This window comes from Pedobacter riviphilus, assembly GCF_014692875.1.
Lineage (GTDB): Bacteria > Bacteroidota > Bacteroidia > Sphingobacteriales > Sphingobacteriaceae > Pedobacter > Pedobacter riviphilus.
In genome coordinates this window covers 2,427,328-2,453,524 of record NZ_CP061171.1, presented here as the reverse complement: position 1 = coordinate 2,453,524, position 26,197 = coordinate 2,427,328, and the positions used below count along the sequence as shown (strand labels likewise).

Genomic DNA, 26,197 nt, shown 5'->3' with positions numbered 1-26,197 from the left:
ATATACCTAGTCGATGAGCAGATCGGGCAGGTATGACCACCAGTTATGGAAGACCATTTTTTTGAACAAATTATTAAGAACCCTCTTGAACAACCAAATATTCCACCCAATGAAGTAATATCCCTTTGGGCAGAAAAGCTAATTCAAGTACTTTTTCCAGAAAATTCTCCTAAAGTATTTTCAACAATTATAGATGTAAAGGAATATGTAGCTGTTTTGGAGCTTGAACTTTATGATATCATTTCGGCCAGCTGTAAGCTTAAAAATAGCGAATGTAAAAATGCAGCAGGTCAGTTTTTTGAAGAACTGCCAGCGCTTTACCGTGTATTGAATACCGATATTGTAGCGATTTATGAAGGCGATCCGGCTGCACAGAGCAGGTTTGAGGTCATTAGAACTTATCCTGGTTTTTATGCCATTTGTTTCTACAGAATTGCCCATATGCTTTATAATTTCGGTATACCATTGGTTCCGCGAATTCTTACCGAATATGCCCATTCCAAAACTGGTATTGATATCCATCCGGCAGCCAGTATTGGCGAATATTTCCATATCGATCATGGAACTGGGATTGTTATTGGCGAAACCAGTATAATAGGCCGTTATGTGAAACTTTATCAAGGGTAACACTTGGTGCGTTAAGTGTTAAAAAAACATTAGCAGGCAGCAAACGTCACCCAACAGTAGAAGATAGGGTTGTAATCTATTCAGGGGCAACCATACTGGGTGGCGAAACCATCATCGGGCATGATAGCATCATCGGGGAAACGTATGGCTTACTGAAAGTATCCCTGCTTTTTCTACAGCTTATCATTCTCCAATAATTACCATTAGAAACCATAAAGAAACCAAATAAATATATCAAAATATGGCAGGAATAATCGATCTGATCGGAAATACACCAATGGCTGAACTTCAAAAGCTGAATATTAACCCCGCTGTACGGGTATTTGCCAAATTAGAAGGAAATAATCCGGGTGGTAGTGTTAAAGACAGGGCGTCGCTCAATATGATCAGAAGTGCAATAGAGCGTGGCGATGTAGCTCCCGGAACTAAATTGGTGGAGGCTACAAGTGGTAATACCGGAATCGCATTGGCCATGATTGCAAGTTTATATAACTTAGAAATTGAACTGGTTATGCCAGCCAATTCTACGCGCGAACGTAAAGTAACTATGGAGGCTTTTGGCGCAAAAGTAACGTTGTTAGAAAGTATAGAAGAATGCAGAGATTATGCAGAAGAAAAAGGCACTTCAAAAGGGTATTTTTTATTAAATCAATTTGCAAACCCTGATAATTATATGGCACATTATAAAACAACCGGACCTGAAATATGGAGAGATACCGAAGGTCAGGTTACGCATTTTGTAAGCGCCATGGGAACAACAGGGACTATTATGGGGTGTTCGAGATTTTTTAAGGAAAAAAATAATGATATTCAGATTGTGGGCTGCCAACCTACCGAAGGGGCTTCTATTCCCGGTATCAGGCGTTGGCCTGAAGAATATTTACCAAAAATATTCGATCCGTTAAGGGTAGATCGCGTAATGGATATTGCACAGGAAGAAGCAACCCTAATGTCGAGAAGAATGGCTAAGGAAGAAGGTTTATTTGCAGGCATGAGCTCAGGAGGTGCCTGCGCAGCTGCTTTGAAGCTTGCTGGCGAGCTAGATAAAGGAACCATTGTTTTTATCGCTTGCGATCGGGGAGATCGCTACCTAAGCAGCGATCTTTTTGGTTAAGCAAAAATTATTAATCTTGTTGGGCCTTTTTTGATAAAAGCATCCGAACCCTTTGAGTAATGGCATCCATTTCAAAGGGTTTTTCTATATAATCATCCCAATGCGTTTTGTAATAAGTGGTTTTATGAATACCATGGCGTGCCGACATGAGTAGAATAGGAACGGAACTATGAACAGATAGCTTTAATTCTGTACATACCGCCCTTCCATCAGTCATACCAAGCAAAGTATCCATTAAAATAATATCGGGTTGGAAGGCAGCAATTTTGGCATGTAAATCTACCACATTGGAAAGATTCATTGTAATATAGCCTTCAAATTCGAAGATCATCTTTATGGCATCAAGCGTTGCAGGGTGATCTTCGATAATTAATATTTTTGGTTGAGATAGCGATAACATTTTTTTGTATTAGTAATTAAGGAAAGCTAAGGTTACCTGCGCCTCGTTTTTTTAACAATAGCTCAAATATTTTCGAGTCCGTTCTGGTAAGGCTATCAAGAGAGTTGCGCAAACTCTGGTTCACCAGGCTTAAATTGGTAAACATGGTTCTGAGTGTTTCGTTTTCATCCCTTAGTTCTAAAAGCTCGTTGGCTATACTGCCAAAATCTCTAATCCAGCTGTCGAAACAATCTTTATCAATTTCTAGGTCGGTATAAATTTCCTCGGGATCTCTGCCGTTGTAAAATTCTTGGATGCTGCCAATAATTTTAGCAGGGGTGTTATTCGGTTTCATGGTTGGTTTCGGAAACGCTGTTGTGCAGAAGGCTAAACCGTCCCCTGTCTAGACCTCCTGCGGCACAGCATTTTATTTTTAAAAATTTTCGTTAAGGGATAGGGACAAAGAAATATAGCGTTTAAGGCTTATCAAAATTTTTATCTACGCAGTTATACGCATCAATTTTAAGTGTTTGGCTTTCAGTAAGAAAGATGGAATGTGATTGGTATTTGGTTCATTATATATAGTTTTTGATGAATTAGCGTTTTAAATAAGCCATGCCTTCAGGCGTGTAACAAATCATCCCGGAAAAGACCGTTTCTGTCGACATGGCTAAAATATAAGTACAACCCAGACAAAAGCATTAAGCCTGTTCGGTTAAAAAACGGTATCGCACCGCATGCACTCTACATAGCTATATGCAAAGAGGGTGCGGTAGGTTGTTTTGGGTAATACTCATTTCTACGCATAAGTATGTAAGTTGTTGTAATAAAGTGTGTTAGTTTATTTTTGATATTTTTTATTAAGATAATAGCCAAGAAAAAGCCATTTGTTTTTGTATATTATTTAGGACGATTGGTAAGGCCTAACATCCAAGTGTGCATATTTGTTTCGCCATCTATTCCCAGTTTTTTCCTGATTCTATATTTTCGGCTTTCTACAGCACGTACGCTTAGTTTACAGGTTCTGGCAATCTCTTTAGTGTCGAAATTTAACCTGATATAAGCACAAAGTGTCAATTCTGCCGGTAGTAGTTGAGGCGAAACCTGAAGAAGCCGCTCGATAAAGATAGATTCGGTCTCGCTAAACCGCTTCATAAATGATGGGTCTCTGGTATGGGCAAGTTCGATTAATGCTTTTAAAGAAAAATGTTCAACAGGTTTTTCTGGTTTTGCATCGAGTTGTTTACGGTAACCTTCTACCTGTTCTTGAAGCAGGATACGTTGCCTCCTAAAATGCGCATTATGTCTTGTTAATAACCTTAGCCGTTGGCCATAAAGACCAAGACTAATAAGTATTCCTTCAATTATACCAGCTAAAGTGAGTAAATTAAAACTATAAGATTGAAAGGGAATGAGTTTCGTTAAGCAAAAAACAAGGTAGATAGAAGTAAGCGCCACTGGAATCCATCCAAATACGTAACACCAGATGAATGGATTGTTTTTGGCATACCCGCGAATGATAATAACTTTAACACTACTGAAGAGAAAAAGTAAGGAAGTTAATAAAAATAAAATTTGTGTAAGCATATTGGTCATGCTTCTGGCATCCCATAACGAGCAGATTAGGATTAAACCCCATCCAAACATTAATGCCTTAAAGAATTTATGAAGCTGCGGGAGCTGCCGTTTGAGTTTTAAAAAATAACTGTTAAACAGAATGGTAGAAATGTAGCCGAGGGCGATAAAAAAGTGTGCATGCACTAAAATAAACCTGGCTATTGGTTGGCCCAGTAGTAAGCCATAGCCTTGAAGGTAACAGACCATCACAATGAAATAAAGCAAAATAATCCGGGCTATATAAAGGGCAAAGAGTTTACTCCGTGTAACAACAAACATAAAAACATGGAAAATGAGAATCATCAGCGCAATACCCATGTAAATAGGCTGTAAACTATGCGCATTAAATAAGGCATGGTTTAATACTGACTCCGTAACCAGTTTAACAGGTACAAGTAAAGTGTTCATTGCCCTCATCCTCACATATACTTCACCAATAGGGCTTTTACTTGTTGTAAGGGAAATACATAACCCGTACCCAGAATGTTATCATTTCGCTTCAGGTTAAACATACCGGAGTTAATCTGGTTTATCTTCCCTTGTTCATCACGATAAAATACATCGATCGTATCGATATTGGCGTATTCGATATACAGATAGGGATGGTTTGGTTGTTTTTTGTAAAACGGAATTTCATCCACCATACTTTTCCACTGGTTCCGCCATTAAAAATTGCTGATTCACCTTTCGAAAAACGTTCTGCCTTAAATTGTTCTACCTTTTCAAAAGATGTTGTTTTGAGAGCGTCCTGCCAAAAGTATCCTGCTTTACCAACGTTAACAAAAGTTTGTTTTTCTACCTGGATTAACGGTTGCGCCATGCAAAAGCTGCCTTCTATTAAGAAAGCGATAAGAATAAAAATGGTCTTCATTAATTAAACCAATGTAAAAAAGCTGGGATGACTTATTACAAGGGAAAAATTATAGTTTTATAATAGAAAATCCAAATTTTATCTGAAAAAAGAATACAATCTTAATGGCTTGGCATTCGCATCAAATTTGTATTTTAGACTAAGCCCAAAATTATATGCACCAACTGATTATACAATATGCTTTCCTGCTTGCAATTATTCTATTTGTGGTAATGTTGGCACAAAAAATCCGCGTGGCATATCCTATTTTGCTGGTAATTGCAGGCTTAGCATTGAGTTTTTTGCCCATACTTCGCAATATTGAGATTGAACCAGAGCTTATTTTTGTAATCTTTTTGCCGCCATTGTTATACGAAGCTGCATGGAATACTTCCTGGAAAGATTTCTGGAAGTGGCGCAGAGTGATCAGCAGTTTTGCTTTTCCAATTGTTATTCTTACCTCTAGTATTGTTGCTTTAATTTCTCAAAGTTTAATTCCAGGTTTTACATGGGCGCTGGGTTTTTTGTTAGGGGGTATTATTTCTCCACCAGATGCGGTATCGGCATCAGCCATACTTAAAAGTGTTAAAGTACCCAAAAGGCTTACCACAATTATAGAAGGCGAAAGTTTACTAAACGATGCATCCAGTTTAGTGGTATTCCGCTTTGCATTAGCTGCAGTAATGACTGGTAGTTTCGTGTTTAGTAAGGCTGCTGGCAATTTTGTGCTGGTTATTGTAATGGGGATTTTAATAGGGATTGCGGTGGCTTTAGTTTTTTATGCTTTGCACCGATGGCTGCCCACCACTACAAATATTGATATTATTCTTACTTTTTTAACGCCATACGTCATGTACATAACCGCAGAGGAGTTTGAGTTTTCTGGTGTTTTGGCTGTAGTAAGTGGTGGCTTGTTTCTTTCAGCCCGCAGAGACCAAATTCTTACCCATCGGAGCCGCTTGCAGGGCATAAATGTTTGGGAAGCCGTAGCTTTTGTACTGAATGGCTTTGTTTTTTTGTTAATTGGCTTAGAATTTCCAGTAATTATTCATGGTTTGGGTAGCGATGGTCTTTTGCCAGCTATCCGTTACAGTGCCATTATTTGCCTGGTTTTAATCGTTACGAGGTTCGCAAGTACCTATGGTGCTTTGTATTTTACGCGTTTCATTAGCCGCTATATTACCACTGCCGACCCCAATCCAAACTTGAAAGCGCCTTTACTTTTTGGCTGGGCGGGAATGAGAGGAGTGGTTTCTTTAGCGGCGGCGCTTTCTATTCCGATAGCTTTAAAATCAGGTGAAGCTTTTCCTCAGCGCAACTTAATCTTATTTATCACTTTCAGTGTGATATTGGTTACCTTGGTTTTACAAGGCTTAACATTACCCGCTTTAATAAAATGGGTAGACATGCCCGATCCGGATTATACTGTTTCTTTCGAACAGCAAAAACAAATGGTAAGAAAGAAATTATCCATGTTATCACTTAAAATCCTGGATGAAAAATACCACGAAGCCTTATTGCACAACGATATGATCAGGTCGATAAAAATCCGTATTGAGGCAGAAATGGAATTGTTGAGAGATTGGGAAAAAGAGGAGAACATTTCAAGGTCTGAAGGCTTTTATCACGACTATCGCGTTGCACTTGAAGATATTATGGCCGAACAGCGTATTTTGCTGAAAGGATTAAATAAAAAAGAGCAGATTAATGATGAACTGATCAGGGAACAGCTAGAACTGCTCGATCTTGAGGAAGAAAAACTTCGCCGGCATTTTAGTCATAGAGATATATAAATACTCTTTTAGCACACTAAAACTGGCTAATTTATTTTGTGTATAACTCACTATAAGTAACATCCGAAATGATTAAATATTATGATATATTTGCTAATTAATTTAGTAAGTATGTCGGTAAAGGTTAATATCACTTCGAAGGGAATACAAAAGGTACTTAAAAACTATAATGAAAAGCAGGCTATTGCTGAGTATATTTGGAACGGTTTTGATGCCAATGCGAATACAATCCATGTAGATTATGTAGCTAATCCACTTGGTCTTTTAGCACAGTTAACGATTGCTGATAATGGTTATGGAATTAATTTCGACCGCTTACAACAAAAATTCGATCCTTTTTTCGAATCTGAAAAATCCATTCAGATTGTAGCGCCAAAACATACCTCCAAAATGCATGGTCGTAATGGGGTTGGGCGACTTACCTTTTTTACCTTTGCGCATGATGCTGTTTGGCGTACTACTTATCAATCAGAAAAAGGGTTTCGTTATGGCGAAATACACATTAACACAGGTGGCTTAAACAGTTACAGCTACGATTTTTCCACTGCTCCGAACAATACTGGCGAGACTGGAACAACTGTTTCTTTTACTAATTTAAGAATAAGTCAACAAGACATAGAAGAAACAGTACGTCCTTTTTTGATAAACGAATTCTGTTGGTTTATTGAATTGAATAAACACAAAAAATACTCGATTATTGTAAATGGAGAAGCTTTAGATTTTAGCAGCAATGTTAAAACCATAGAAGAATTTAGTCTTTTTTATCCTGATACCGCTGTTACATTTAAGATTAAATATGTTCATTGGAAAGAAAACCTGCACAAAGAACTATCTAAATACTACTTTTTGGCCGGTGGAGAAGAAATTTATAAAGATTACACCACCTTAAATAAAAAGAGCGACGATTATTTCCATAGTGTTTATATCGATAGTGATTTTTTCCGTGACTTCGATTTTAAGAGTTTCGAAAATGAGGGACAGGTGGCTATATTTGGTGCCGCTAAATCTTCGGCAGAGTACCGTTTTCTAATTAAAGCGTTAACAGAATATCTTAAAAGTAAACGTAAGCCTTTTTTAAAAGAATATGCCAACCGCCTAATTGAAACTTATGAACAGGATGAGATATTTCCGGTTTATGCTAGCGAAAGAGAAAAAGAATTAAGGAAACCAGCGTTGGTTGATTTAATTAAGGCATTATATGAAGTAGAACCTAAATTGTTTAGCAGTTTAAACACCGATCAGAAGAAAACCTTTGTACGTCTGGTCGATCTTTTAATACGTGCTAATCTGCTTGATGAAATTGTTGAAATGTTCAATAGCATAATCGAATTAGAAGCCGACGAGCAGGATGAGTTATTGCAATTGATAAAAGGCCTGGAAACGACAAAAAATTAGATTGATATTAATCAGTAATTTAGTAATTTGTTGCTGATAAAAACAGCATTATATGACCTGTTATCGAAATCTTTGCGATTGTGATAATATATAGCCATTTTTATAGCTGCAGTTTAGTTGTTAAGCCCGTTTTATGAAGATCATTTTTTATTAAATCTTACTGTTTTTGTATGACTGAGCAGGTAGGATATTTTGGAACAAATATTTCCATAAAAATTTACGGGTTAAGCGAAAAATCGGTTACAATAACATTTGGAACGGCAATCGATAATGATTTGTTGGCACTGATTACCGATTTTAATCGATTGCTGCTACAAAATCCTTTTCCTGGTTTAATTACCACAGTTCCGGCTTATACTACATTAACTGTTTTTTTTGATCCCTTAAGTGTAATGCTATCCGATCTACCAGGTGAAGTTTGTTTGGAAAAAGTATCTGCACATTTAAATAAAATTGCACGAACAAAAAGAGAAAAATCGAAGCTAATAGCTAATAAACTGATTATTCCAGTATGTTATGGGGGCGATTTTGGTCGGGATCTTTTAACAGTAGCCCGCACTAATAACCTTACCGAAGCGGAGGTAATCGACATTCATACGGCCGGGGAATATATTGTCTTCATGATCGGATTTGTGCCAGGTTTCGCCTATATGGGCGGAATGGATGCCAGATTATCGACTCCTAGAAAAGAGGTTCCTGATGCTAAAATACCTGCCGGATCTGTAGGCATTGCAGGCAACCAAACTGGTATTTACCCTATGGAAACACCTGGCGGATGGCAGATTATTGGCAGAACACCATTAAAAATGTTTGATGTAAACCGTTTACAGCCATCACTTTTAAAGGGAGGTGATACGGTTACTTTTAAAGCCATCGATATAAACGGGTTTAATGCTTATGCCGAAATATGAGTATGAAAATCAGCATCATTAAACCAGGCTTGTTAAGCACCGTCCAAGATATGGGGCGATACCGCTATCTTTCGCAGGCTGTACCTGTTTCGGGCGCCATGGATGAATTGGCTCACCGGTTAGCCAATAAGGCAGTCGGTAACGATGATAGCAATGCTACCATTGAGTTTACCTATGCAGATGCTTCATTTAAAGCTGAAACACCCATTTTAATTTCTTATTCTGGCGATGGTGCATTTTTAGTTTACAATAATGAATTAATGCCTGCAGAAAAGCCACTGTTTTTTCGGACAGGTTCCGTTATAAAGTTGATTAATAATCCTACTGGGGTGCGTACCTATTTGGCTATTGCCGGTGGGTGGGATGTGCCTGACATAATGGAAAGTAAAAGCACTTATCTTACCGCTGCTTTTGGTGGCTTTAAAGGGAGAGCATTACAAAAAGCAGATGTTTTGGTTGGCGGTACCTTACTTAGCGAAGTATCAAATAGAATATTGGGTCAATTGATCGAACGATCGTTAACCTATCCAAATTGGCGCATTTCGAGAGAAAGTTTACTGCCAGAAAAAAGACAGAGCATTAGAATTGTACTTGCTAATGAAATCAGTTGGTTCGATGCAACATCCATTATTTCGTTTTTAACCAGTACCTACATTATAGATAGAAGGAGTAATCGCATGGGCTATCATTTATCCGGAAAGCCACTGGTAAGGAAAGTTAAAAAGGAATTGCTCAGCACCGCAGTAACGCCTGGGATTATCCAGGTAACTGGGAGTGGGGATTTGGTTATACTCATGGCCGACTGTCAAACAACAGGGGTTACCCACGTATTGCTCACGTTGCAGCAGTCGATTTACCTTTATGTGCCCAGCTTAAACCCGGTGATGCAATTCATTTTTCTGAAATTTCGGGAGATGAGGCCGAAGAACTTTATCTCGAACGTGAACACGATTTATCATTGATTACTATGGCAATAAGCCTTAAATATATTAATGCATGAAGATGATCGATCTTAATTGTGATATGGGAGAAGCATTTGGAAACTATGCCATGCCCAATGATGAAAAACTGATGGATTATATTTCATCGGCAAATATTGCCTGTGGTTTCCATGCCGGCGATCCGGCAGTAATGCAACAAACCGTAAACTTAGCATTAAAAAAAGGAGTGGCCATAGGAGCGCACCCTGGTTTGCCCGATTTGCAGGGTTTTGGCCGTAGAGAAATGAAAATTAGCCCAAGTGAGGCCTATCAGCTTACTTTATACCAAATTGGTGCATTAAGCGGTTTTGTAAAAGCTGCGGGTGGTAAATTGCATCATGTTAAAGCACACGGTGCATTATATAATATGGCTGCAAAAGATACCACTTTGGCAAAAGCCATTGTGCAGGCCGTTTCCGATTTCGATCCGGGTTTAATCTTATATGCTTTAGCAGGAAGTAAAATGATTGATGAAGCTATAAAACAGGGGATTGCAACCGCATCTGAAGTTTTTGCCGATCGTAGTTATCAGGATGATGGTTTGCTTACTCCACGATCGGAAGACAATGCATTAATTACCAATGAGGAAGATGCTATCAATCAGGTATTGGGGTTTGCTTTAAACCAGGAAGTAAATAGCATCAACGGAAATCGCATTAGGGTTAAAGCCGAAACGGTTTGCTTGCATGGTGATGGTGAACACGCTGCTGCCTTTGCTAAATTAATAGCCGAACGCTTACAAAAAGAAGGTATCATAATTAAAGCTCCAGCAATATGAAGCCAAAATACAATTGGAGTATACTCTTAGGTGCAGCTTTTTTAATGGCTTCATCGGCCATTGGTCCTGGATTTTTAACACAAACTGCTGTTTTTACCCAACAGTTGGGTGCAAGTTTTGCGTTTGTAATATTACTATCCATCATATTAGATGCCATTGCCCAGTTAAACATCTGGCGGATTATTGCAGTTGCTGATAAACCTGCTCAAGATATAGCCAATAAGGTATTTCCTGGGCTGGGCTATTTTATTTCTTTTCTGGTTTTTTTAGGTGGCCTGGCTTTTAATATTGGTAATATTGCTGGCGCTGGCTTAGGACTTAATGTATTATTCGGCATTAGTGTAGGGCAGGGTGCTGTAATAAGCGCTATTATGGCAATAGGGATCTTTATTTACAAAGAAGCTGGCAAAGCAATGGATGTTTTTGCTAAAACCATGGGGCTGATTAAAATTGTACTCGCCTTAATTATAGCTTACACCAGCTCGCCGCCATTGGCAGAAGCCGCAATAAGGGCTGTAAACCCCACGCAGTTTAGTTTTACGGCAGTATTAACCATAGTTGGTGGAACAGTTGGTGGTTATATTACTTTTTCAGGCGCTCATCGCTTATTGGATGCCAGGCAAACCGGAATCCAGAATTTGGGCGCCGTAAATAAAGGTGCATTAAGCGCCATCGGACTTGCATCTATTATGCGCTTATTGTTGTTTATTGCTGCTTTGGGGGTAGTAAGTAAAGGTTTTACTTTAGATCCATCCAATCCGGCAGCTTCGGTTTTTAAATTGGCCAGCGGCGAAATAGGGTATAAGATTTTCGGTGTAGTGATATGGGCTGCAGGGATTTCTTCGGTTGTGGGCTCGGCATATACTTCCATCTCTTTTATCAAAAGCTTTCATCCACTCATATTAAAGTTTAACAGAGAGATTACTATTGCTTTTATAGCTATTTCCTGTATTATTTTTATCCTTATCGGTAAACCTGTTAAAATACTGCTTACCGTAGGCGCCATAAATGGTTTTATTTTACCTATTGCACTAGGTATTATGCTTATTGCTGCCTATAAAACCAAAATTATCGCAAATTATAAACAACCGTTTTGGTTAACCTTAACAGGCTTAGCTGTAGTATTAACCATGGTTTGGATGAGTTATGGTACTATTATACAAATGATAAACGGGGATTAAATTTTTATAAAATGAATACAATTACCAAATACTTTTGCTTTTTGCAACTACTGAGTGCAACCTGTTTTGCGCAGCAGGGTAAAAATCCAGTAGCCATTGAGCCTGGAGTTTCTCTTGAGCTGGCAAGTTCCAGAAGTGCAGCCATAAGTAATATTCAATATCAGCTCCATTTTACCATTCCAGCAGAGCAGACAGCATTAATTCAATCAACTGAAAGTATTGATTTTAAGCTCAATAATTTAATTTACCTGCAGGTAGACTTTAAGCAAAATGCCGATCATTTAAAACGGATATCGGTTAATGGAAAAGTTATACCTATCGATTTTAAAGCGGAACATATCTTAGTAAAGCAAGATTATTTAAAGGTGGGGAATAATCGTATCGAAATCGAATTTATCGCCGGTAACGAATCGCTAAACAGAAATAAAGATTTTTTATATGCCCTTTTTGTTCCTGATCATGCCAGAACGGTATTTCCCTGCTTTGATCAGCCCGATTTAAAGGCTAACTTTTTACTTTCATTAACTGTTCCAACTCATTGGAAGGTAATGGCTAATGCGGTTAAAAAAGATTCCCTGGCACAAGGTAATTCCATCACCTATCATTTTAATCGTTCGGATAAATTACCCACCTATTTATTCTCTTTTACCGCAGGAAAATACACCCTGATCAATCGGGAAATGAAAAATAACAAAATGGAATTTCTGCACCGGGAAACCGATTCGGCTAAAATTAAGCTCAGTGTAGATTCTGTTTTTATAGCACATCGCGATGCCATCGATTTTTTGGAAGAGTGGACAGGGATAAAATATCCTTTTCAGAAAATAGGCTTTGTCAGTATTCCAGATTTTCAGTTTGGCGGTATGGAACACCCTGGTGAGGTGCAATATAAAGCATCAGCATTGTTTTTAGATCAGGGTGCAACTAAAGATCAATTCATTTCACGTTCAAATTTAATTTCGCACGAAACGGCGCATATGTGGTTTGGCGATCTGGTAACCATGAAGTGGTTTAATGATGTTTGGATGAAAGAGGTTTTTGCCAATTTTATGGCTGATAAGGTAACCGAAAAATTAATGGGCAAAAACACTTTTGATCTTAAGTTTTTACAAGATCATTATCCGGCCGCCTATGGAGTAGACAGAACATTGGGCGCTAATCCCATTCGTCAGCAATTGGATAACTTACAGGAAGCCGGATCGATGTATGGAAATATAATTTACCATAAAGCGCCAATTATGATGCGTCAACTGGAATTATTGATGGGCAAACAGAATTTTCAACAAGGAATAAGGGAGTATCTGAAAAAATACAGTTATAGCAATGCAACATGGAATGATCTGATCGTCATTTTAAGTAAATACAGTAAAAGTGATCTCCTGAATTGGAATAAAGTTTGGGTAAATGAGCCAGGAAGACCAGTTTATAGTTACCATGTTAAATACAATGGAGATAAAATAAGCGATTTAAGCCTAAACCAAAATAGTGAGATGGGAGAAACACGGGTTTGGCCGCAATCTTTTACGGTTAAGCTTGTTTACCCTAACTATAGTAAGATTTTGGTGGTAAATGCTAAGACCGCTAAAACCGATTTAATAGCGGCAAAAGGTTTTCCAAAACCACAGTATGTTCTATTTAATGCAAACGGTGCCGGATATGGTCTTTTCCCGATTGATAAAGAGGCGATGGCAAATCTTTATCATATTGCTGATCCGTTAGAACGGGCATCGGCTTATATCAATGCTTATGAAAATATGCTTTCGGGTAAAAGCAATAAGCCTAAAGAACTTTTAGACATATTTTTACAGGGATTAGTTGTTGAGAAAAACGAGATGAACCTTAGGCTGATTACGGGCTACCTGACTAATATTTATTGGACTTTTCTTACCGCAGAAGTACGGAATGCCATGAATGAACGTATGGAGAAAACAATATGGAATGCAATGGAGCAACAGCAAGCGCAAAATAACAAGAAGATTTTGTTCAATGCTTATCAAAATGTGTATCTGAGTGCTGGTGCCGGGAAACGTATGTATGATATCTGGCTTAAGCAAACTGCACCAAATGGAATTAAATTGTTAGAAGATGATTATAGTGCGCTTGCCCTAACGCTGGCACTTAAAACAGACACTACAAACACAATCTTAAAAGATCAGTTAGATCGCACCAAAAATGAAGACCGTAAAAACCGGTTGATTTATTTAATGCCTGCATTATCTTTAGATGTTAAGGAAAGAGATAATTTTTATAACGGTTTAAAAGACAGGAAAAACCGCCAGAAAGAGGCCTGGGTAACTACGGCTTTGTTTTATTTGCATCACCCTATCAGGCAAACAAGTTCTATCCATTATCTGAAAGAAAGCTTGGATTTGTTGGAAGAAATACAGAAAACCGGAGATATATTTTTTCCGCAATCTTGGCTAGCTGCTATTTTCTCGAGTTATAACAACAAAGAAGCAAATGCAGTTGTACAGGATTTCTTAAAATCACATCCTGCTTACAATCCTAAGTTAAAAGATAAAATTTTGCAGACTACCGATAATCTTCGCCGGGCACAGATTATTGTACATTAAACTTTAAAATAAATGAATTTGTTACATACAGGTTTAGGAAGAATTTATACTTTTGTCGCGAGAGCGTTAATTTAGATTTGAAAAGGGTAAGCATTAATTTGTTTGCCCTTTTCTTTTGCGATTAAATCGTAATCGTCATGCTGAACTTGTTTTACTAACCTGAGTTGGATTATTTAGTGTGCAAAAATTTGGTTGAGGACGTTTTTTTTGGTAATGAATACGTTTTTTACAGGTAGAATGTGTGAGAAAAGATCGCCCGGTTCCCGTTAATTTTGATTATTTCACTCTGGACAGCCATAATTTTAGTACATTAGTTAAACAAAAGGATGATCATCCAATTTAGTCAATCTGACTAAAAATCCCCCCCCAAAAAAAAAAACTCCAAATCCCACTTGTACCCCACATTTACCCCACGTTTAGGCCAGCTTCCGCCCAGGCTTGGCTGCACCCTGCTGTGTACCTACTTGCCTACAGTTTCAGATTTACTTCAGTTGAGCTAAAGACTTGTTGAAGGTCAGCGCTGTCAAAGATTTGCATCGCTTTTGATGGGCAGGTTAACATGAGCTAAACAAAAGGTAAAGAACACCTTACCTTAGGATTATTGTGGTCTATAACCGTGGCGGTATTAAGGTATAGAAGCGGTATAGAGATTAACTTACAAAACGCTTGAAATATTTAGCTGCTGGCTATTCCGTGGTCAGCAGCTTATAAAGACTCTGAAATGAATTCAGGAAGAAAGACGAAATCTATACTTATGCCCCTTTAAATGCCTCCTATATGGTAAAGAAGCAAAAATTAGATGCTTTATTAATTGGCCTTCTAATTAAAAGATTCGGTTTCGTTATTCAGGTCATCTAATAAACCATTCAATAAAATTTCTCTTTTATCTTCTATCGAAATATCATCCTGGATATAAACCGTTAGGTTTGTGTTTTCTGTGGCTTGGGTATACATACTATATTGGGCTGATTTATGCTTATCAATTAAATGGCTATAACTATCTAACGTTGCTTTTTAGATATAGTTTGTAACTTTTTTAATTGTTGAGTTAAATCAATCCCTTCATGCTTGCATCACCTCCAAAATAGATTACCTGTGGTTATCCAAAACCTGTAATAAATAATTTAAGTCTTCTTCTGTATTGTAATAATGAAAAGAAATCCTTGTGCCAGTTCCCCGTGGTGAACAAAGTATTTTGGCGGCGGCAAGTTTATCTACTGTATTTTGGTCCAAGGGCATACTCATAATCGTTGATTGATACTTTCTGTCAAGTATCCAATCGGGTACTAACCCTCTTGTATTTAACTCCAATCTTGCTTGATTACTGAGCCTTTGCGTGATTTTTTCAATCCGATCGAAGCCGAACGAAGCAAGATAATTTAAACTTTCATTTAATGTGCCGAAGTTTAAGGTATCCAGATGTCCTGGTTCGAAACACATCGATAAATGATCTTTTCCTTTTAAAAAAGGCGCTGTAGGCAGTTCAGCCAATTTGTTTTTTGCGTATATCGCATCTTTCATCTGATCAGAAAGAAAGGCGTAGCCGTTTCCATATCCGGCCAAAAGCCATTTGTATCCACTGCCAATTAATGCATCTAAACCCGATTTTTCAAAATTAAAGGTTGTAGTACCCAAAAACTGAGTACCATCACCAACCAATAACAGATTAGGGTAGGTTGTTTTTAGCTTCTGGATAAAATCATCGTCCATTCTGAAGCCACTAATGTATTGCACCATGCTAAATGCCAGCACGGTAGGTTTAAATTTCTCAATGGCATTAATGATATTCTCTTCCAGTTTTTCATCGATTGTGATGCTATGATAATCGAACCCCGTACTGATTACCGGGTAACTTACCGATGGGTATTCTTCTTCTAAAAGCAAAAAACGATGACTTTTATCCAGTCCACTCAATAAAATATTAAAGCCCACCGAAAAATTCTGAACGAGATACGTGTTTTCTGGCTTTGAGCCAAAAAGTGTCGTTATATTGTTCCTGAGATCGGTAATGATGGGCAGGTTTTCCATTCTGAAAATGCTTCCACCTGCAGTAAATGCTTCGTCATGTTGCGTTCGCCATTCAGCCAGATTAGTCGATAAAATACCAGAATTGGCAGTGTTGAGGTAAGTATATTCTTTGAGGATCGGGAAAGATAGGTTCATGTTCAAGTTTAAAGGAATTCTGTGTTAAAAAAATAATTCAGATGTTAAGTTAAAAGCCCAAAACATTGATGTGCAATTTCGTATTCCTCATTAGTTGGAATAACCAATATCTTAACTTTTGAATCTGTTGTGTTAATCTCTTTTAGTTCGCCCTTATAGGCTGTATTTTGATTCGGGTCTAATTCAATACCCAGATAGTCTAACTCTGAACATACTGCCTCGCGCATGTTGCTATCGTTTTCACCAACACCTGCGGTAAATATGATGGCATCAATGCCGTTTAAAACAGCAGCATAGGCGCCGATAAATTTCTTAATCCTGTAGGCATATAGATTAATGGCTAAAGCTGCAGCTGCATTTCCTTCGCTTACCATTTTTCTGATGTCGCGCATATCACTCGAGCCACCCACACCCAAAAGTCCAGATTGTTTGTTAAGTAAGGTACTCAGTTGTTCCAGCGTATATCCAGAATGCTCCATTAAATGAAAAATAACCGATGGATCGATATCGCCAGAACGCGTACCCATCATTAATCCACTTAATGGTCCAAAACCCATACTGGTATCTATCGATTTGCCATTTTTAATAGCCGTTATACTGCAGCCATTTCCTAAGTGAATGCTGATTATTTTAGTGTCTTTTTTGTTTAACCAATTAATCGCCTGTTCGCTTACATATTTATGGCTGGTGCCATGAAATCCATATACCCTAATGCCGTGCTCTTTATAATACCATTCTGGAATGGCATAACGATAAGCCTGTTCTGGTATGGTTTGATGAAATGCCGTATCGAATACTGCAATTTGCCTGGCATTTACAAAAGTTTGCTCAGCCACTTCAATACACTTATAATTAACGGGGTTATGCAATGGAGCAAGTGAAAACAGTTTTTTGATCTGATGTTTCACATCGTCAGTAATAATTGTCGGACCAGAAAAATGTTCACCGCCGTGCACTACACGATGACCAACAGCAGCAATATCATCAGGACTCGCAATTACTGCATATTCTCCCTCGGTTAATAATGCTAAAACCTGTTTTAATGCTTCACCATGGTTAGAAATAAAACCTGTTTCTTCTATGCTGTGTTTTTTGTTATTGGTATAAACCGTGTGTTTTATAAACGAGCCCTCAATGCCAATCCGTTCAACAAGTCCACTGCAAACGGGTGATTTTTTTGGCATTTTAAAAAGTTGGTATTTTAAGGAACTGCTTCCCGAGTTGATTACTAAAATGTTCATGTTTAAATGTCTTGACATTGGATCGCTGTAATAACAACGGTGTTAAAAATATCATCTACTGTACAACCGCGGCTCAAATCGTTTATCGGTTTGTTCAATCCCTGCAACATCGGGCCAATGGCCAATGCCCCGGTTTCGCGTTGTACTGCTTTGTAGGTATTGTTACCGGTATTTAAATCGGGGAAGATCAGCACACTTGCTCTACCTGCCACCTCAGATCCAGGTAGTTTTTGTTTACCCACGAGGGGATCTACGGCAGCATCGTATTGTATGGGGCCTTCAATTTTTAATTCCGGATGCCGTGCTTTAACTATGGCAGTTGCTTCTCTTACACGTTCAACATCTTCACCTTCGCCTGATGTGCCTGAAGAATAAGATAACATGGCAATACGCGGCTCAATACCGAATTTAGCACTGCTTTCAGCTGAGGAAATAGCTATTTCAGCTAGTTGCTGGGCAGTAGGATTGGGGTTAACGGCGCAATCGCCAAATATGGCTACACGCTCTGGCAAGCACATAAAGAAAATAGAAGAAACTACAGATACCCCAGGTTTGGTTTTAACAAACTGCAAAGCTGGTCTGATGGTATGTTGCGTGGTATGTACGGCACCCGAAACCATTCCATCTGCATCGCCTTTATAAACCATCATGGTGCCGAAATAAGAAACATCTGTCATCATATCCCTGGCCATTTCCATATTCACGTTTTTAGCTTTACGCAACTCGTACAAGGTTTCTACATAATCGTTATATTGTGTCGATTTTTTAGGATCATGTATTTTTATAACATTAAGATCTAAATTTAGTCCAAGTCTTTTTACACTGCCAGTAATTTCGACTGGGTCTCCCAAAAGTGTAATGTCTACAATATCTTGTGCAATAAGTTTTTCAACTGCTTTCAGAATGCGTTCATCATTTCCTTCAGGTAGTACAATATGTTTTTTATCACGTTTGGCCCATTTAACCAGCTGGTATTGGAACATATGCGGTGTGATGCCTTGGTAGCTGAAGGTGATGATTTTATCATCAAGCGCTTTTATATCTACATACTTTTCGAAAAGTTCTATGGCTATCGCAATTTTTTTCTTGTTCTCAATGGTGATTTTTGAATGGATACCGCCAATAGTTGTAGTGGTTTCGAAAGTTCCTTTTTGTACGGCGATTATGGGGATAATGGTTTGTAAACCTTCAATCAATTTAATAATCGGTTCATCGGGTAAACTACCCGCGGTTAAAACAATACCTGCAATTTTTGGGTAATTGGCCGATAAATTAGCCTGAAGTGCACCAATGATAATATCGCCCCGATCGCCTGGAGTAACAATAAGCAGGTTATCTTTAATGTGTCTTAAAAAATTAGGCAGCATCATGGCCCCAGTTACAAAATTATCAACCTGATTATCCATCAGTTCGGCACCGAAGAGTACCTCGCCACCAAGCGCCAATGTAATTTCTTTCATTGTTGGACTTTGTAAGCCTGTTTCGGTTGGAATCACAGCAATAAGTAATTCGGCCGGCAATTGATTGGTTAAAGCTTGTTTAATACGCTCTGCCTCCTCCGGATTTACCATATTGGCCACTACACCCAATACCTGTACATCGCGCAACAGGAAGTTACGGTAGATATTGATGGCTGATTTAAAAAGCTGACTAGCTGTTTTATTCTTTCCTGATACTACAATTAAAACAGGTGCACCTAAGTTTTTGGCCATTAAAGCGTTCGATTCGAACTCAAATGCCATACCTTCGCCTAAAAAATCGCTTCCTTCAATTACGGTGAAATCGTAGTTATCTTCGAGCTTTTTATACTTACTGATGATGGTATTGATAATTGCCCCACTATCTTCTGATTGGTGGAGCATTTCTTGCCGGGTAAAAGCAAAAGCATCCTCATAGTTAACAGGGAGCGAAAAATAATCTAACATGGCTTCTACATGCTCATCTTTTTTATTCTGATCGTCTTGTGCAATAATGGGTTTAAAATAACCTACTTTTTGGGTTTTTGCCAATAACATATTGATCATCCCAAAAGCAATTACTGATTTTCCGGTATAGGGTTCGGCCGAAGCAATAAATATATTTTTAGTCATAATAAGGAGCAGTATATAGGAATAAACCAATTATGCCCAATATAGCTGGAAATATTTATTTTAAAAACTAAAGCAGGTTAAGTTTTAAGAGCAATATGGAAATACTTATTAAAATGACTTTAAAGAAAGCAATTTGAAATGGGACCAAGATTTCAAAAAGATTTAATCGAATTGTTTTGCCCTATTTTTTATCCGTTTGATTCGATCAATAATTTTAACATTTTCAGCCTGTGTATAATTGGTAGGTTCACTTTTGCATCGGGGTTGAGTCTTAACGGCATAAAGTGGCTTTCCAGGAAATGAGCATAATCAGTAATTACGGTAGCCTGATTAAGATAAATTGGAACCTGCTGCTTTCCGGCTTGGGCAAAAAAATCTTCTAACTGCTGTATTTCTTGGATGGTCATACTGCAAAGTTATCATTATGTAACGAGTTGGACTAAACAAAATTAATCCTGAACGAGTATCTCTCTCATGTTCAATATAAATAAATTTTAGCGGCTGTTATAAATGCCAAAGATGACAGATTAGTTTCCCATTACATAGTTCAATGTCTTATCATTTCCTTTTAATAAATCTGATAAATTCTTCTCGATTTTAACATCGGGTACAAGCGGTCCGTCGTGCCCTTTCCAATTTTCCCAATATTGGGTAGAGTAATTTACCTGTAATTTGGTGTTTGGTAAATTAAATGCGCGTACTTCGCCATAATGGTTAATGGTGCCCGCGGTAGTTTCTCCAACTAAAATGGCTTTGGTTTCTTTTTTAAGTTTAATTGCATTCATAATTGCAGAAGAAAAGGTGGCCCGACCAATCAAAATGAAAATCTTTCCTTTTTTATTTAAAGCGTGATTTTTAATCTTTTCGATAAAGGGTTCTAATACTGCACTGTTCCCACCGCCATTCATCCTTAAATCAATAATAATGCGGTTTGGTTTTTGTTTTTCAATCTCTTTAAATAAGTTATCATTAAAGGCTTCAAAGGGTTTCTTTGGATCATCCTCACATTTGTTGTAATTGAAGTACAAACTGCCTTTTTCTATTAAATACCAGTAGTTTTCTTTATGGGTATTTGCAAGTAAACTGCCATAAACAGGTGCATATACCATATCTATCTGCTTAGTTTTTGGTATGGCATCTAATTTTACTTTTAATGTTTCTCCGGTAGGACTTAAAAGTTCAAGTTTTAGCTCATTTGGATTGGGGCTTAAATTTAACGCATAAAGCAGACCGGGACTTGCCAGATAACTTGCTTCAGCAACATTAAAATAAGGGATATTGCCAGAGATAATTACAGGCGAAACAGCTTTTTCCGCTTCTGATAAAGTTTTATCACCTATTCGGATCACCTTTGACAGTAGGAGTTGCTTATTTGCTTCGTCTGTTGAGGTAACTACCAGTCCATCATCAAACCGCTCAAATTTTACTGGGTATTTAGTGGTGTACGGAGGAATTATTGTGCTGTGCTCATCACCAATAGCCGCCTGTATTTTCATGATTTCTACATAAAATTTTTCAGCAGAAATGCCAGCTGTCTGCGCTTCAAGATGCGTTATCATTGCATTAAATTCTGGTTTAGAAAGTTTTGCAAAAAGATTTTTGTGTTTAACAGGAAGGCTGTCTTTATAGAATTTTAAATCATCACTGAAGATGTTTTTCGAAGTTTGTGCAGAGGTATAAGTATCACATAATGAAAATATTATAAAAAGGAAACAGCTGATATTTTTCATTTATATATTGTTTACCTAAAAGATGTAGAATTTTGGAAAAAGTTGCACGAGTGGGAACGTTTTTGATAATTATCCTAAATATATTCCTTTTTTTCAAGATCTGATTTTATTGCTAAAAATTTTAGTTTAAATTTGTTTTCCCTAATTAATTGTTATAGTGTTCTAATCACGTTGAAAGAGAATGAACAATAGTGAAATGAAAAAAGATATCCCTCGTTCTGATATGATTCAGGATATTTCGTCACTTAAAAAAGAATACTACCGAAAGGAGACCGCATGGCACCGAGATTGGAAATTGGCTTTCCCGCCATCATTTAGAGAAGTTGCTTTTTATGATGCAGCCAATGCCGATATTCATCGTGCTGATGTATTTACACCATCAGGTTATACCATTGAGTTTCAAAATTCGCCAATAACACTGGCCGAGCTTAATAGCAGAGAGGCATTTTATCCAAATTTAATATGGGTATTGAATGGCAAGAAATTTAAGGGATTTAGGATATTGAAACATTTGCCTGATGTGGATGATCCAAAACTAAAGGATTATGAGTTTTGTCATTCAGATCACCTTTCAATGGTAAGGAAATCAGAGGTAATGCAGGGACTTCCCAGTCCAAAAATACTTAATTTTTATCATCCCGAACTTCAGGGTATTAAACTCACCTCAAACCTATATTCTTTTTGTTGGAAACAGCCTCATAGTGTATGGTATTTGGCTACCGCAAAAATTATTGTAGACTTAGGCGGGCATTTTTTATATGAGCTAAAACAGCGTAAACAATTAAATGGAAATTATCCATACCTGAAAATGTTAAGTAGGAAAGCCTTTATTGATTGGCACACGCCGCCAGAAATTTAAGTTAAAATAAATTAGAAATGCATCTGGAATTACAATACAACAATGTACAGTCTTAATGTCGAGATATAAATTAGAACAGGATATGATGAATAAGAAAATCCGGACATTGTCCGGATTTTCTTATTTTAATGTTTTACAATTTTACCCTTTTCGCTTTTGGTTCTGGTTTTTCAGGTAATTGTATCGATAAAATCAAATCAATGCTTTCCGAGTTGGTTTCATAATCGGATGCAATTTTTTCCCATCTTTTTAATTCTGCCTGTAAGGTTTCGATTTCCTTACCCAATGATTCGATCTTATTCTGGATTGATTTTCTAACGTTTGTATTTGCCATAACACAAAATTATGATTTGATGGCATATCTTTAAACTTCTTTGCGATAAGGATGCTTGTAAAAAATGCTAAGTGTTCTCTTTCAATGAGTTTTATTCTTGTAAAATTTTCAACAATAGTGAAGAATCACCGAATTTGCTTACGATACCAAATAATTGTGCAATGATTTGCTATTTTTACCCAACATCCCTAATAAAATATGAAGAAAAATAATAACTGCGATCTTAAAACCTGCTTTATGTGCCAACTCACATTAACAGAATGGCATCCTGCCATTGAGTGCCATAAACGGAATTTTATCGTTAAAAAAGGGGAGGTAATTATCAAGGAGGGCGATCCGGTGAGCGGTGTTTATTTTGTTACTTCCGGCAATGTTAAAGTCCATAAACAATGGGGCGATAAAGAACTGATTTTACGCTTTGCGAATGATGGTGCCATAATCGGGCATAGGGGAATCAGCAGCAGCATTTCTACTTACCCAATTTCAGCAACGGCTTTAGAAACTACTAAACTTTGTTTTGTAGATATCGATTTTTTTAAAAGTACCATAAAAGTTAACCAGGAATTTGCTTATGGTTTGTTGATGTTTTATGCTGATGAACTGCATGCCTCGGAAAAGAAAATGCGGAATTTAGCTTTAATGTCGGTTAAAGAAAGGCTTGCCGTAGCTATTTTGGGATTGAGAGATCAATTTGGCTTAGATGCAGAAGGCTTTTTAAATCTGGCATTAAGCCGTCAGGATCTGGCTGCTTTTACCGGTGCCACTTATGAAACCGTTTTTAGGACGATGAATGAACTGCTGGCTGAAAAATTAATAGTAGTGAAAGGAAAGCAAATTGGTATTTTAAACGAGGCTGGATTAGTAGATTTGAGTAACAAATAAATTAAAATTTGTATGTTGGGAATCGTTTTATGTGGCGGGCATAGTTTACGGATGGGTACCGATAAAGGTTTGCTCATTCATCAGGATAAACTTTGGGCGCAGGTGGCGGCTGATAAATTAAGTGTGCTTGATCTCCCGGTAAAATTTTCAGTTAATCCATCGCAACAAGAAACCTATGCAGGTTATTTCGGGGCTGAGCAGTTGATTGTCGACGATCCTTCGCTTGATATTAGAGGTCCTCTATTGGGCGTACTTTCTGCTCATTTATCAAATCCAGAAGAAGATTTGTTTTTATTGGCCTGCGATATGTTGTTGATGGAAATCAAATTGCTGGAAAAACTAATCCACCCGTTTAAGGCTGACGACACTTTCGATGCTTATATTTTCACCCAAGATGGCCAGCAAGAACCCTTATGCGGGATTTATAAGGCTGAAGGTTTGAAAAAAAATGTACACCTGCTTCAAACCAATGGTTTGGCCAAACACAGCATGAAATATGTTTTAGGCAATTTGCGAGTTTGCGAAACGGGCATTGAGGACCAGGATTATCGTTGTTTCAGTAATTTTAACTCGCAAGAGGAGATAAATAACGTAACGTCACCCTGATCCCTATTGATTTACAAAAGCTGTAATACTGATTGATCAATCTTAGTGAAATTCTCTTTTTCTCCTTCACAAAGCACGCAACAATAATCTTCCGGTAAATCTTTAAATGCCGTGCCTGGGTTAATGTTGTTTTCAATTTCGCCAATACGCTCGTTATACACCGTTAAACAACTGTTACACTGGTATAAAAACTCACCATCTTTTTTTATTGCTTCTTCAGTTTGAAAGCTTTGTTTTTGGTTACCTGTTTTAATGGCATTTAAACGGTATTTGTAAAACTTAAATATCGAACGCCTCACTTGTTCTGGTAATAAAAAACTGGGATTGCTTCTGCTAAAAATTTCACCTGTACGTTCGTTGGGATTAAAATCTTTAGCACAAAGGATATCGTAAACGGGGAGTAATTTTAATCCTAATACATTAATCAAGTGGCGTTTTTGGATGAGGATACTACTGAAAACTTCACTTTTTTTGCGTGTTTTAATACCAAAGCAGATTCCAAACGTCCTGGTATCATCAATGCTTAAATGTTTAACAAGGAAATTTTTTAACATTAGACCTTCGTTACAGTTATCTTCTACCTGAAAGTTAAGTTCGTTGGCGGCATGCCGCATATTAATCTCAAATTCTTCGAGCAAACTGTTCCAAAGGTTTTTATCTTTTTCGTCAATCCCTTTTATAATGATGGTTTTCCAGGATGTACAGCACAACTGACCAAGTTTGGTATCTAAACAGAGCTGACAGAGTTTCTTTAAAAATGCGATGCTGAACAGCTCATCGCGCCTGTAAATGCCCAACCAATATTTGTTGTTGTACCGGTTTAAACCTTCGTAATAAGGTAGGTTAAATGATGATAGGGATACGGTGTTTTCAGCAGGTTTAAGGATAAAGTTTTCCTGATCTAAAAGTGCAAAGAGCTCTTCACCGTTGGCTTGTGGATTATCTATAAACTGTGACTGATTGTTTTTGATAATACCCTCCAGTGCTTTGGTAACCTGTGCGATATGGTTGGTGTAGCAAAGCTGGTTCCATTCGTAGGTTACATTTGTTTTTGGAAAGCGAATAATTAAATGCCAATAATGTTCGGATTGTGAAGAGGCAATCCAGTTGATATTGCCCGTTAACATTGGGGTAAAACTTTGGTCGCTATCGCAGATATTGACTTTAACAGAAGGTTTAAAATCGATATCATCTAAAATATCTTTATATACACCTTCAGTAAGCCAGGTTTTACGGATAAAAATATCTTCAGCAGGATAAGAACTGATAATATTCGGGAAATTATTGGTGTCTACTTCGTAATCCATCCCGAGTTTATCCATTTCACCCGTAAAAATGTCAATATTGTAGCTTGTAGTATCAATCAATAACTGCTGGCGGAGGCCAAAACGAACATATTGGATCCGCGCTTTTGTTGCTGCAACCAGGATGTTATACAGGTTGCCCGGTGATATGATTCCACCTGGAAAGTTAATGATGATGGTTTGATACATGGTTTAGCTATTTAAAAGTCCAAATTCTACTATTGCCTTTGGGAAGTTTTTGTTTTCGTGTCCTGGCCGGCATAATTTTAAAAGCGCAAACCTTTGGATATTAGTGAGTTTGCACCACTGGTTTATGGATAGTTGTAATTGTAATTCTGTGGCCTTTTCTTTTAGCATTGTCGGAATTTGGTGTAGGTTCCCCCAATCTGGTAGTGGATCAATAGCCAGCGTGGTAGCCTGGTTTCCAGTATATTTGGTAATCAGGCTAATCAGAAATTGATGATACTTGTCTGTTTGTTCTTGAGTTGAGACAGGAAGTAGAGCCAGTTGGATTCTTTCTGTTGGATGAAATTTGCTCCATTCTGCCAATTTTAATTTTATTCCGGCTGCATCCATTTTAAAACGGACGATCATTGGGATACAACGCACATTTTCTTCAATAAAATCTTCTTCGAACTTAAAATATTCAATTCCTTTTAGGTTTTTAAATTCTGAAGGACCAAGTTTTACTTTTATCACTTTGTTTAATTTTAAATGTTATTCTCTGAACCTTACATTAAAGAGAACTTACTCTTCTTATTCTGTCATGTTGAGCTTGTCGAAACACATC

At 37.6% G+C, this 26,197-nt stretch carries 24 protein-coding genes and 1 pseudogene; 12 read left to right on the top strand and 13 right to left on the bottom strand.

Going from position 1 to position 26,197, the window contains the following annotated elements:
* The first annotated feature begins 45 nt into the window (after window positions 1–45).
* Entirely contained in the window at window positions 46–627 is a 582-nt protein-coding gene (locus H9N25_RS10060; RefSeq protein WP_407947449.1) for a serine O-acetyltransferase, read from the top strand.
* Between the two features lie 241 nt (window positions 628–868).
* Window positions 869–1,741 (top strand): cysteine synthase CysM, encoded by an 873-nt coding sequence (gene cysM, locus H9N25_RS10055; protein WP_190328778.1) that lies wholly within the window; start codon window positions 869–871, stop codon window positions 1,739–1,741.
* Between the two features lie 10 nt (window positions 1,742–1,751).
* On the opposite strand, the gene H9N25_RS10050 is transcribed toward cysM, so the two are convergent.
* From H9N25_RS10050 to H9N25_RS10035, 4 genes are all read right to left on the bottom strand, one after another.
* Window positions 1,752–2,141, bottom strand: coding sequence for a response regulator transcription factor (locus H9N25_RS10050; RefSeq protein ID WP_167294570.1), 390 nt, complete (start codon window positions 2,139–2,141; stop codon window positions 1,752–1,754).
* 16 nt (window positions 2,142–2,157) lie between these two features.
* Complete coding sequence (locus H9N25_RS10045; protein WP_190328777.1) at window positions 2,158–2,475, bottom strand: hypothetical protein; 318 nt, start codon at window positions 2,473–2,475, stop codon at window positions 2,158–2,160.
* Between the two features lie 545 nt (window positions 2,476–3,020).
* Window positions 3,021–4,145 carry a 7TM diverse intracellular signaling domain-containing protein gene (locus H9N25_RS10040; RefSeq protein WP_190328776.1) on the bottom strand — a complete coding sequence of 375 codons (1,125 nt, stop codon included), beginning with the start codon at window positions 4,143–4,145 and terminating at the stop codon, window positions 3,021–3,023.
* A 121-nt stretch (window positions 4,146–4,266) separates the two neighbouring features.
* Entirely contained in the window at window positions 4,267–4,608 is a 342-nt protein-coding gene (locus tag H9N25_RS10035; RefSeq protein WP_190328775.1) for a 7TM-DISM domain-containing protein, read from the bottom strand.
* Between the two features lie 155 nt (window positions 4,609–4,763).
* On the opposite strand from H9N25_RS10035, the gene H9N25_RS10030 reads away from it, so the two are divergent.
* From H9N25_RS10030 to H9N25_RS10000, 7 genes and pseudogenes are all read left to right on the top strand, one after another.
* On the top strand, window positions 4,764–6,380 hold the full coding sequence (locus tag H9N25_RS10030) for a Na+/H+ antiporter (RefSeq protein ID WP_167294567.1): 1,617 nt from the start codon (window positions 4,764–4,766) through the stop codon (window positions 6,378–6,380).
* Window positions 6,381–6,461: 81 nt separating this feature from the next.
* Window positions 6,462–7,775, top strand: a complete 1,314-nt coding sequence (locus H9N25_RS10025; protein WP_190328774.1) for an ATP-binding protein — start codon at window positions 6,462–6,464, stop codon at window positions 7,773–7,775.
* A gap of 170 nt (window positions 7,776–7,945) precedes the next feature.
* On the top strand, window positions 7,946–8,686 hold the full coding sequence (gene pxpB, locus H9N25_RS10020) for a 5-oxoprolinase subunit PxpB (RefSeq protein WP_190328773.1): 741 nt from the start codon (window positions 7,946–7,948) through the stop codon (window positions 8,684–8,686).
* Window positions 8,683–9,686 (top strand): annotated as a pseudogene (locus H9N25_RS10015) (5-oxoprolinase subunit C family protein). The gene pxpB and the pseudogene H9N25_RS10015 overlap by 4 nt, the downstream one beginning before the upstream one ends.
* Window positions 9,683–10,444 (top strand): 5-oxoprolinase subunit PxpA, encoded by a 762-nt coding sequence (locus tag H9N25_RS10010; protein WP_190328772.1) that lies wholly within the window; start codon window positions 9,683–9,685, stop codon window positions 10,442–10,444. Before H9N25_RS10015 ends, H9N25_RS10010 begins: the two are co-directional and overlap by 4 nt.
* Complete coding sequence (locus H9N25_RS10005) at window positions 10,441–11,625, top strand: NRAMP family divalent metal transporter (protein WP_190328771.1); 1,185 nt, start codon at window positions 10,441–10,443, stop codon at window positions 11,623–11,625. Before H9N25_RS10010 ends, H9N25_RS10005 begins: the two co-directional genes overlap by 4 nt.
* A gap of 11 nt (window positions 11,626–11,636) precedes the next feature.
* The gene (locus H9N25_RS10000; protein WP_190328770.1) at window positions 11,637–14,198 is read left to right on the top strand and encodes a M1 family aminopeptidase; all 2,562 of its coding nucleotides are present in this window, start codon (window positions 11,637–11,639) and stop codon (window positions 14,196–14,198) included.
* A gap of 819 nt (window positions 14,199–15,017) precedes the next feature.
* On the opposite strand, the gene H9N25_RS24980 is transcribed toward H9N25_RS10000, so the two are convergent.
* The 6 genes from H9N25_RS24980 to H9N25_RS09975 form a co-directional block, all read right to left on the bottom strand.
* On the bottom strand, window positions 15,018–15,152 hold the full coding sequence (locus tag H9N25_RS24980; RefSeq protein WP_255524619.1) for a hypothetical protein: 135 nt from the start codon (window positions 15,150–15,152) through the stop codon (window positions 15,018–15,020).
* A 135-nt stretch (window positions 15,153–15,287) separates the two neighbouring features.
* The gene (locus tag H9N25_RS09995) at window positions 15,288–16,361 is read right to left on the bottom strand and encodes an aminotransferase class V-fold PLP-dependent enzyme (protein ID WP_190328769.1); all 1,074 of its coding nucleotides are present in this window, start codon (window positions 16,359–16,361) and stop codon (window positions 15,288–15,290) included.
* Between the two features lie 44 nt (window positions 16,362–16,405).
* Window positions 16,406–17,602 carry an acetate/propionate family kinase gene (locus tag H9N25_RS09990; protein WP_190328768.1) on the bottom strand — a complete coding sequence of 399 codons (1,197 nt, stop codon included), beginning with the start codon at window positions 17,600–17,602 and terminating at the stop codon, window positions 16,406–16,408.
* A gap of 2 nt (window positions 17,603–17,604) precedes the next feature.
* Entirely contained in the window at window positions 17,605–19,692 is a 2,088-nt protein-coding gene (gene pta, locus H9N25_RS09985; protein ID WP_167294559.1) for a phosphate acetyltransferase, read from the bottom strand.
* Window positions 19,693–19,880: 188 nt separating this feature from the next.
* Window positions 19,881–20,099, bottom strand: a complete 219-nt coding sequence (locus H9N25_RS09980; protein ID WP_167294558.1) for a DUF6965 family protein — start codon at window positions 20,097–20,099, stop codon at window positions 19,881–19,883.
* A gap of 120 nt (window positions 20,100–20,219) precedes the next feature.
* Entirely contained in the window at window positions 20,220–21,422 is a 1,203-nt protein-coding gene (locus H9N25_RS09975) for a S41 family peptidase (RefSeq protein WP_190328767.1), read from the bottom strand.
* 181 nt (window positions 21,423–21,603) lie between these two features.
* Between H9N25_RS09975 and H9N25_RS09970 the strand changes: the two genes are divergently transcribed.
* Window positions 21,604–22,281, top strand: coding sequence for a competence protein CoiA family protein (locus tag H9N25_RS09970; RefSeq protein WP_223833697.1), 678 nt, complete (start codon window positions 21,604–21,606; stop codon window positions 22,279–22,281).
* A gap of 133 nt (window positions 22,282–22,414) precedes the next feature.
* Here H9N25_RS09970 and H9N25_RS09965 read toward each other — a convergent pair whose 3' ends face one another.
* Window positions 22,415–22,615 carry a hypothetical protein gene (locus H9N25_RS09965; protein WP_167294556.1) on the bottom strand — a complete coding sequence of 67 codons (201 nt, stop codon included), beginning with the start codon at window positions 22,613–22,615 and terminating at the stop codon, window positions 22,415–22,417.
* Window positions 22,616–22,813: 198 nt separating this feature from the next.
* Between H9N25_RS09965 and H9N25_RS09960 the strand changes: the two genes are divergently transcribed.
* Window positions 22,814–23,497 carry a Crp/Fnr family transcriptional regulator gene (locus H9N25_RS09960; RefSeq protein ID WP_190328766.1) on the top strand — a complete coding sequence of 228 codons (684 nt, stop codon included), beginning with the start codon at window positions 22,814–22,816 and terminating at the stop codon, window positions 23,495–23,497.
* A gap of 12 nt (window positions 23,498–23,509) precedes the next feature.
* Complete coding sequence (locus H9N25_RS09955) at window positions 23,510–24,103, top strand: molybdenum cofactor guanylyltransferase (protein WP_190328765.1); 594 nt, start codon at window positions 23,510–23,512, stop codon at window positions 24,101–24,103.
* A gap of 11 nt (window positions 24,104–24,114) precedes the next feature.
* On the opposite strand, the gene H9N25_RS09950 is transcribed toward H9N25_RS09955, so the two are convergent.
* Together H9N25_RS09950 and H9N25_RS09945 are read right to left on the bottom strand one after the other, a co-directional pair.
* Window positions 24,115–25,596, bottom strand: coding sequence for a rubredoxin (locus H9N25_RS09950; protein ID WP_190328764.1), 1,482 nt, complete (start codon window positions 25,594–25,596; stop codon window positions 24,115–24,117).
* A gap of 3 nt (window positions 25,597–25,599) precedes the next feature.
* Window positions 25,600–26,106 carry a nitrate reductase associated protein gene (locus H9N25_RS09945; protein WP_223833696.1) on the bottom strand — a complete coding sequence of 169 codons (507 nt, stop codon included), beginning with the start codon at window positions 26,104–26,106 and terminating at the stop codon, window positions 25,600–25,602.
* Window positions 26,107–26,197 lie beyond the last annotated feature (91 nt).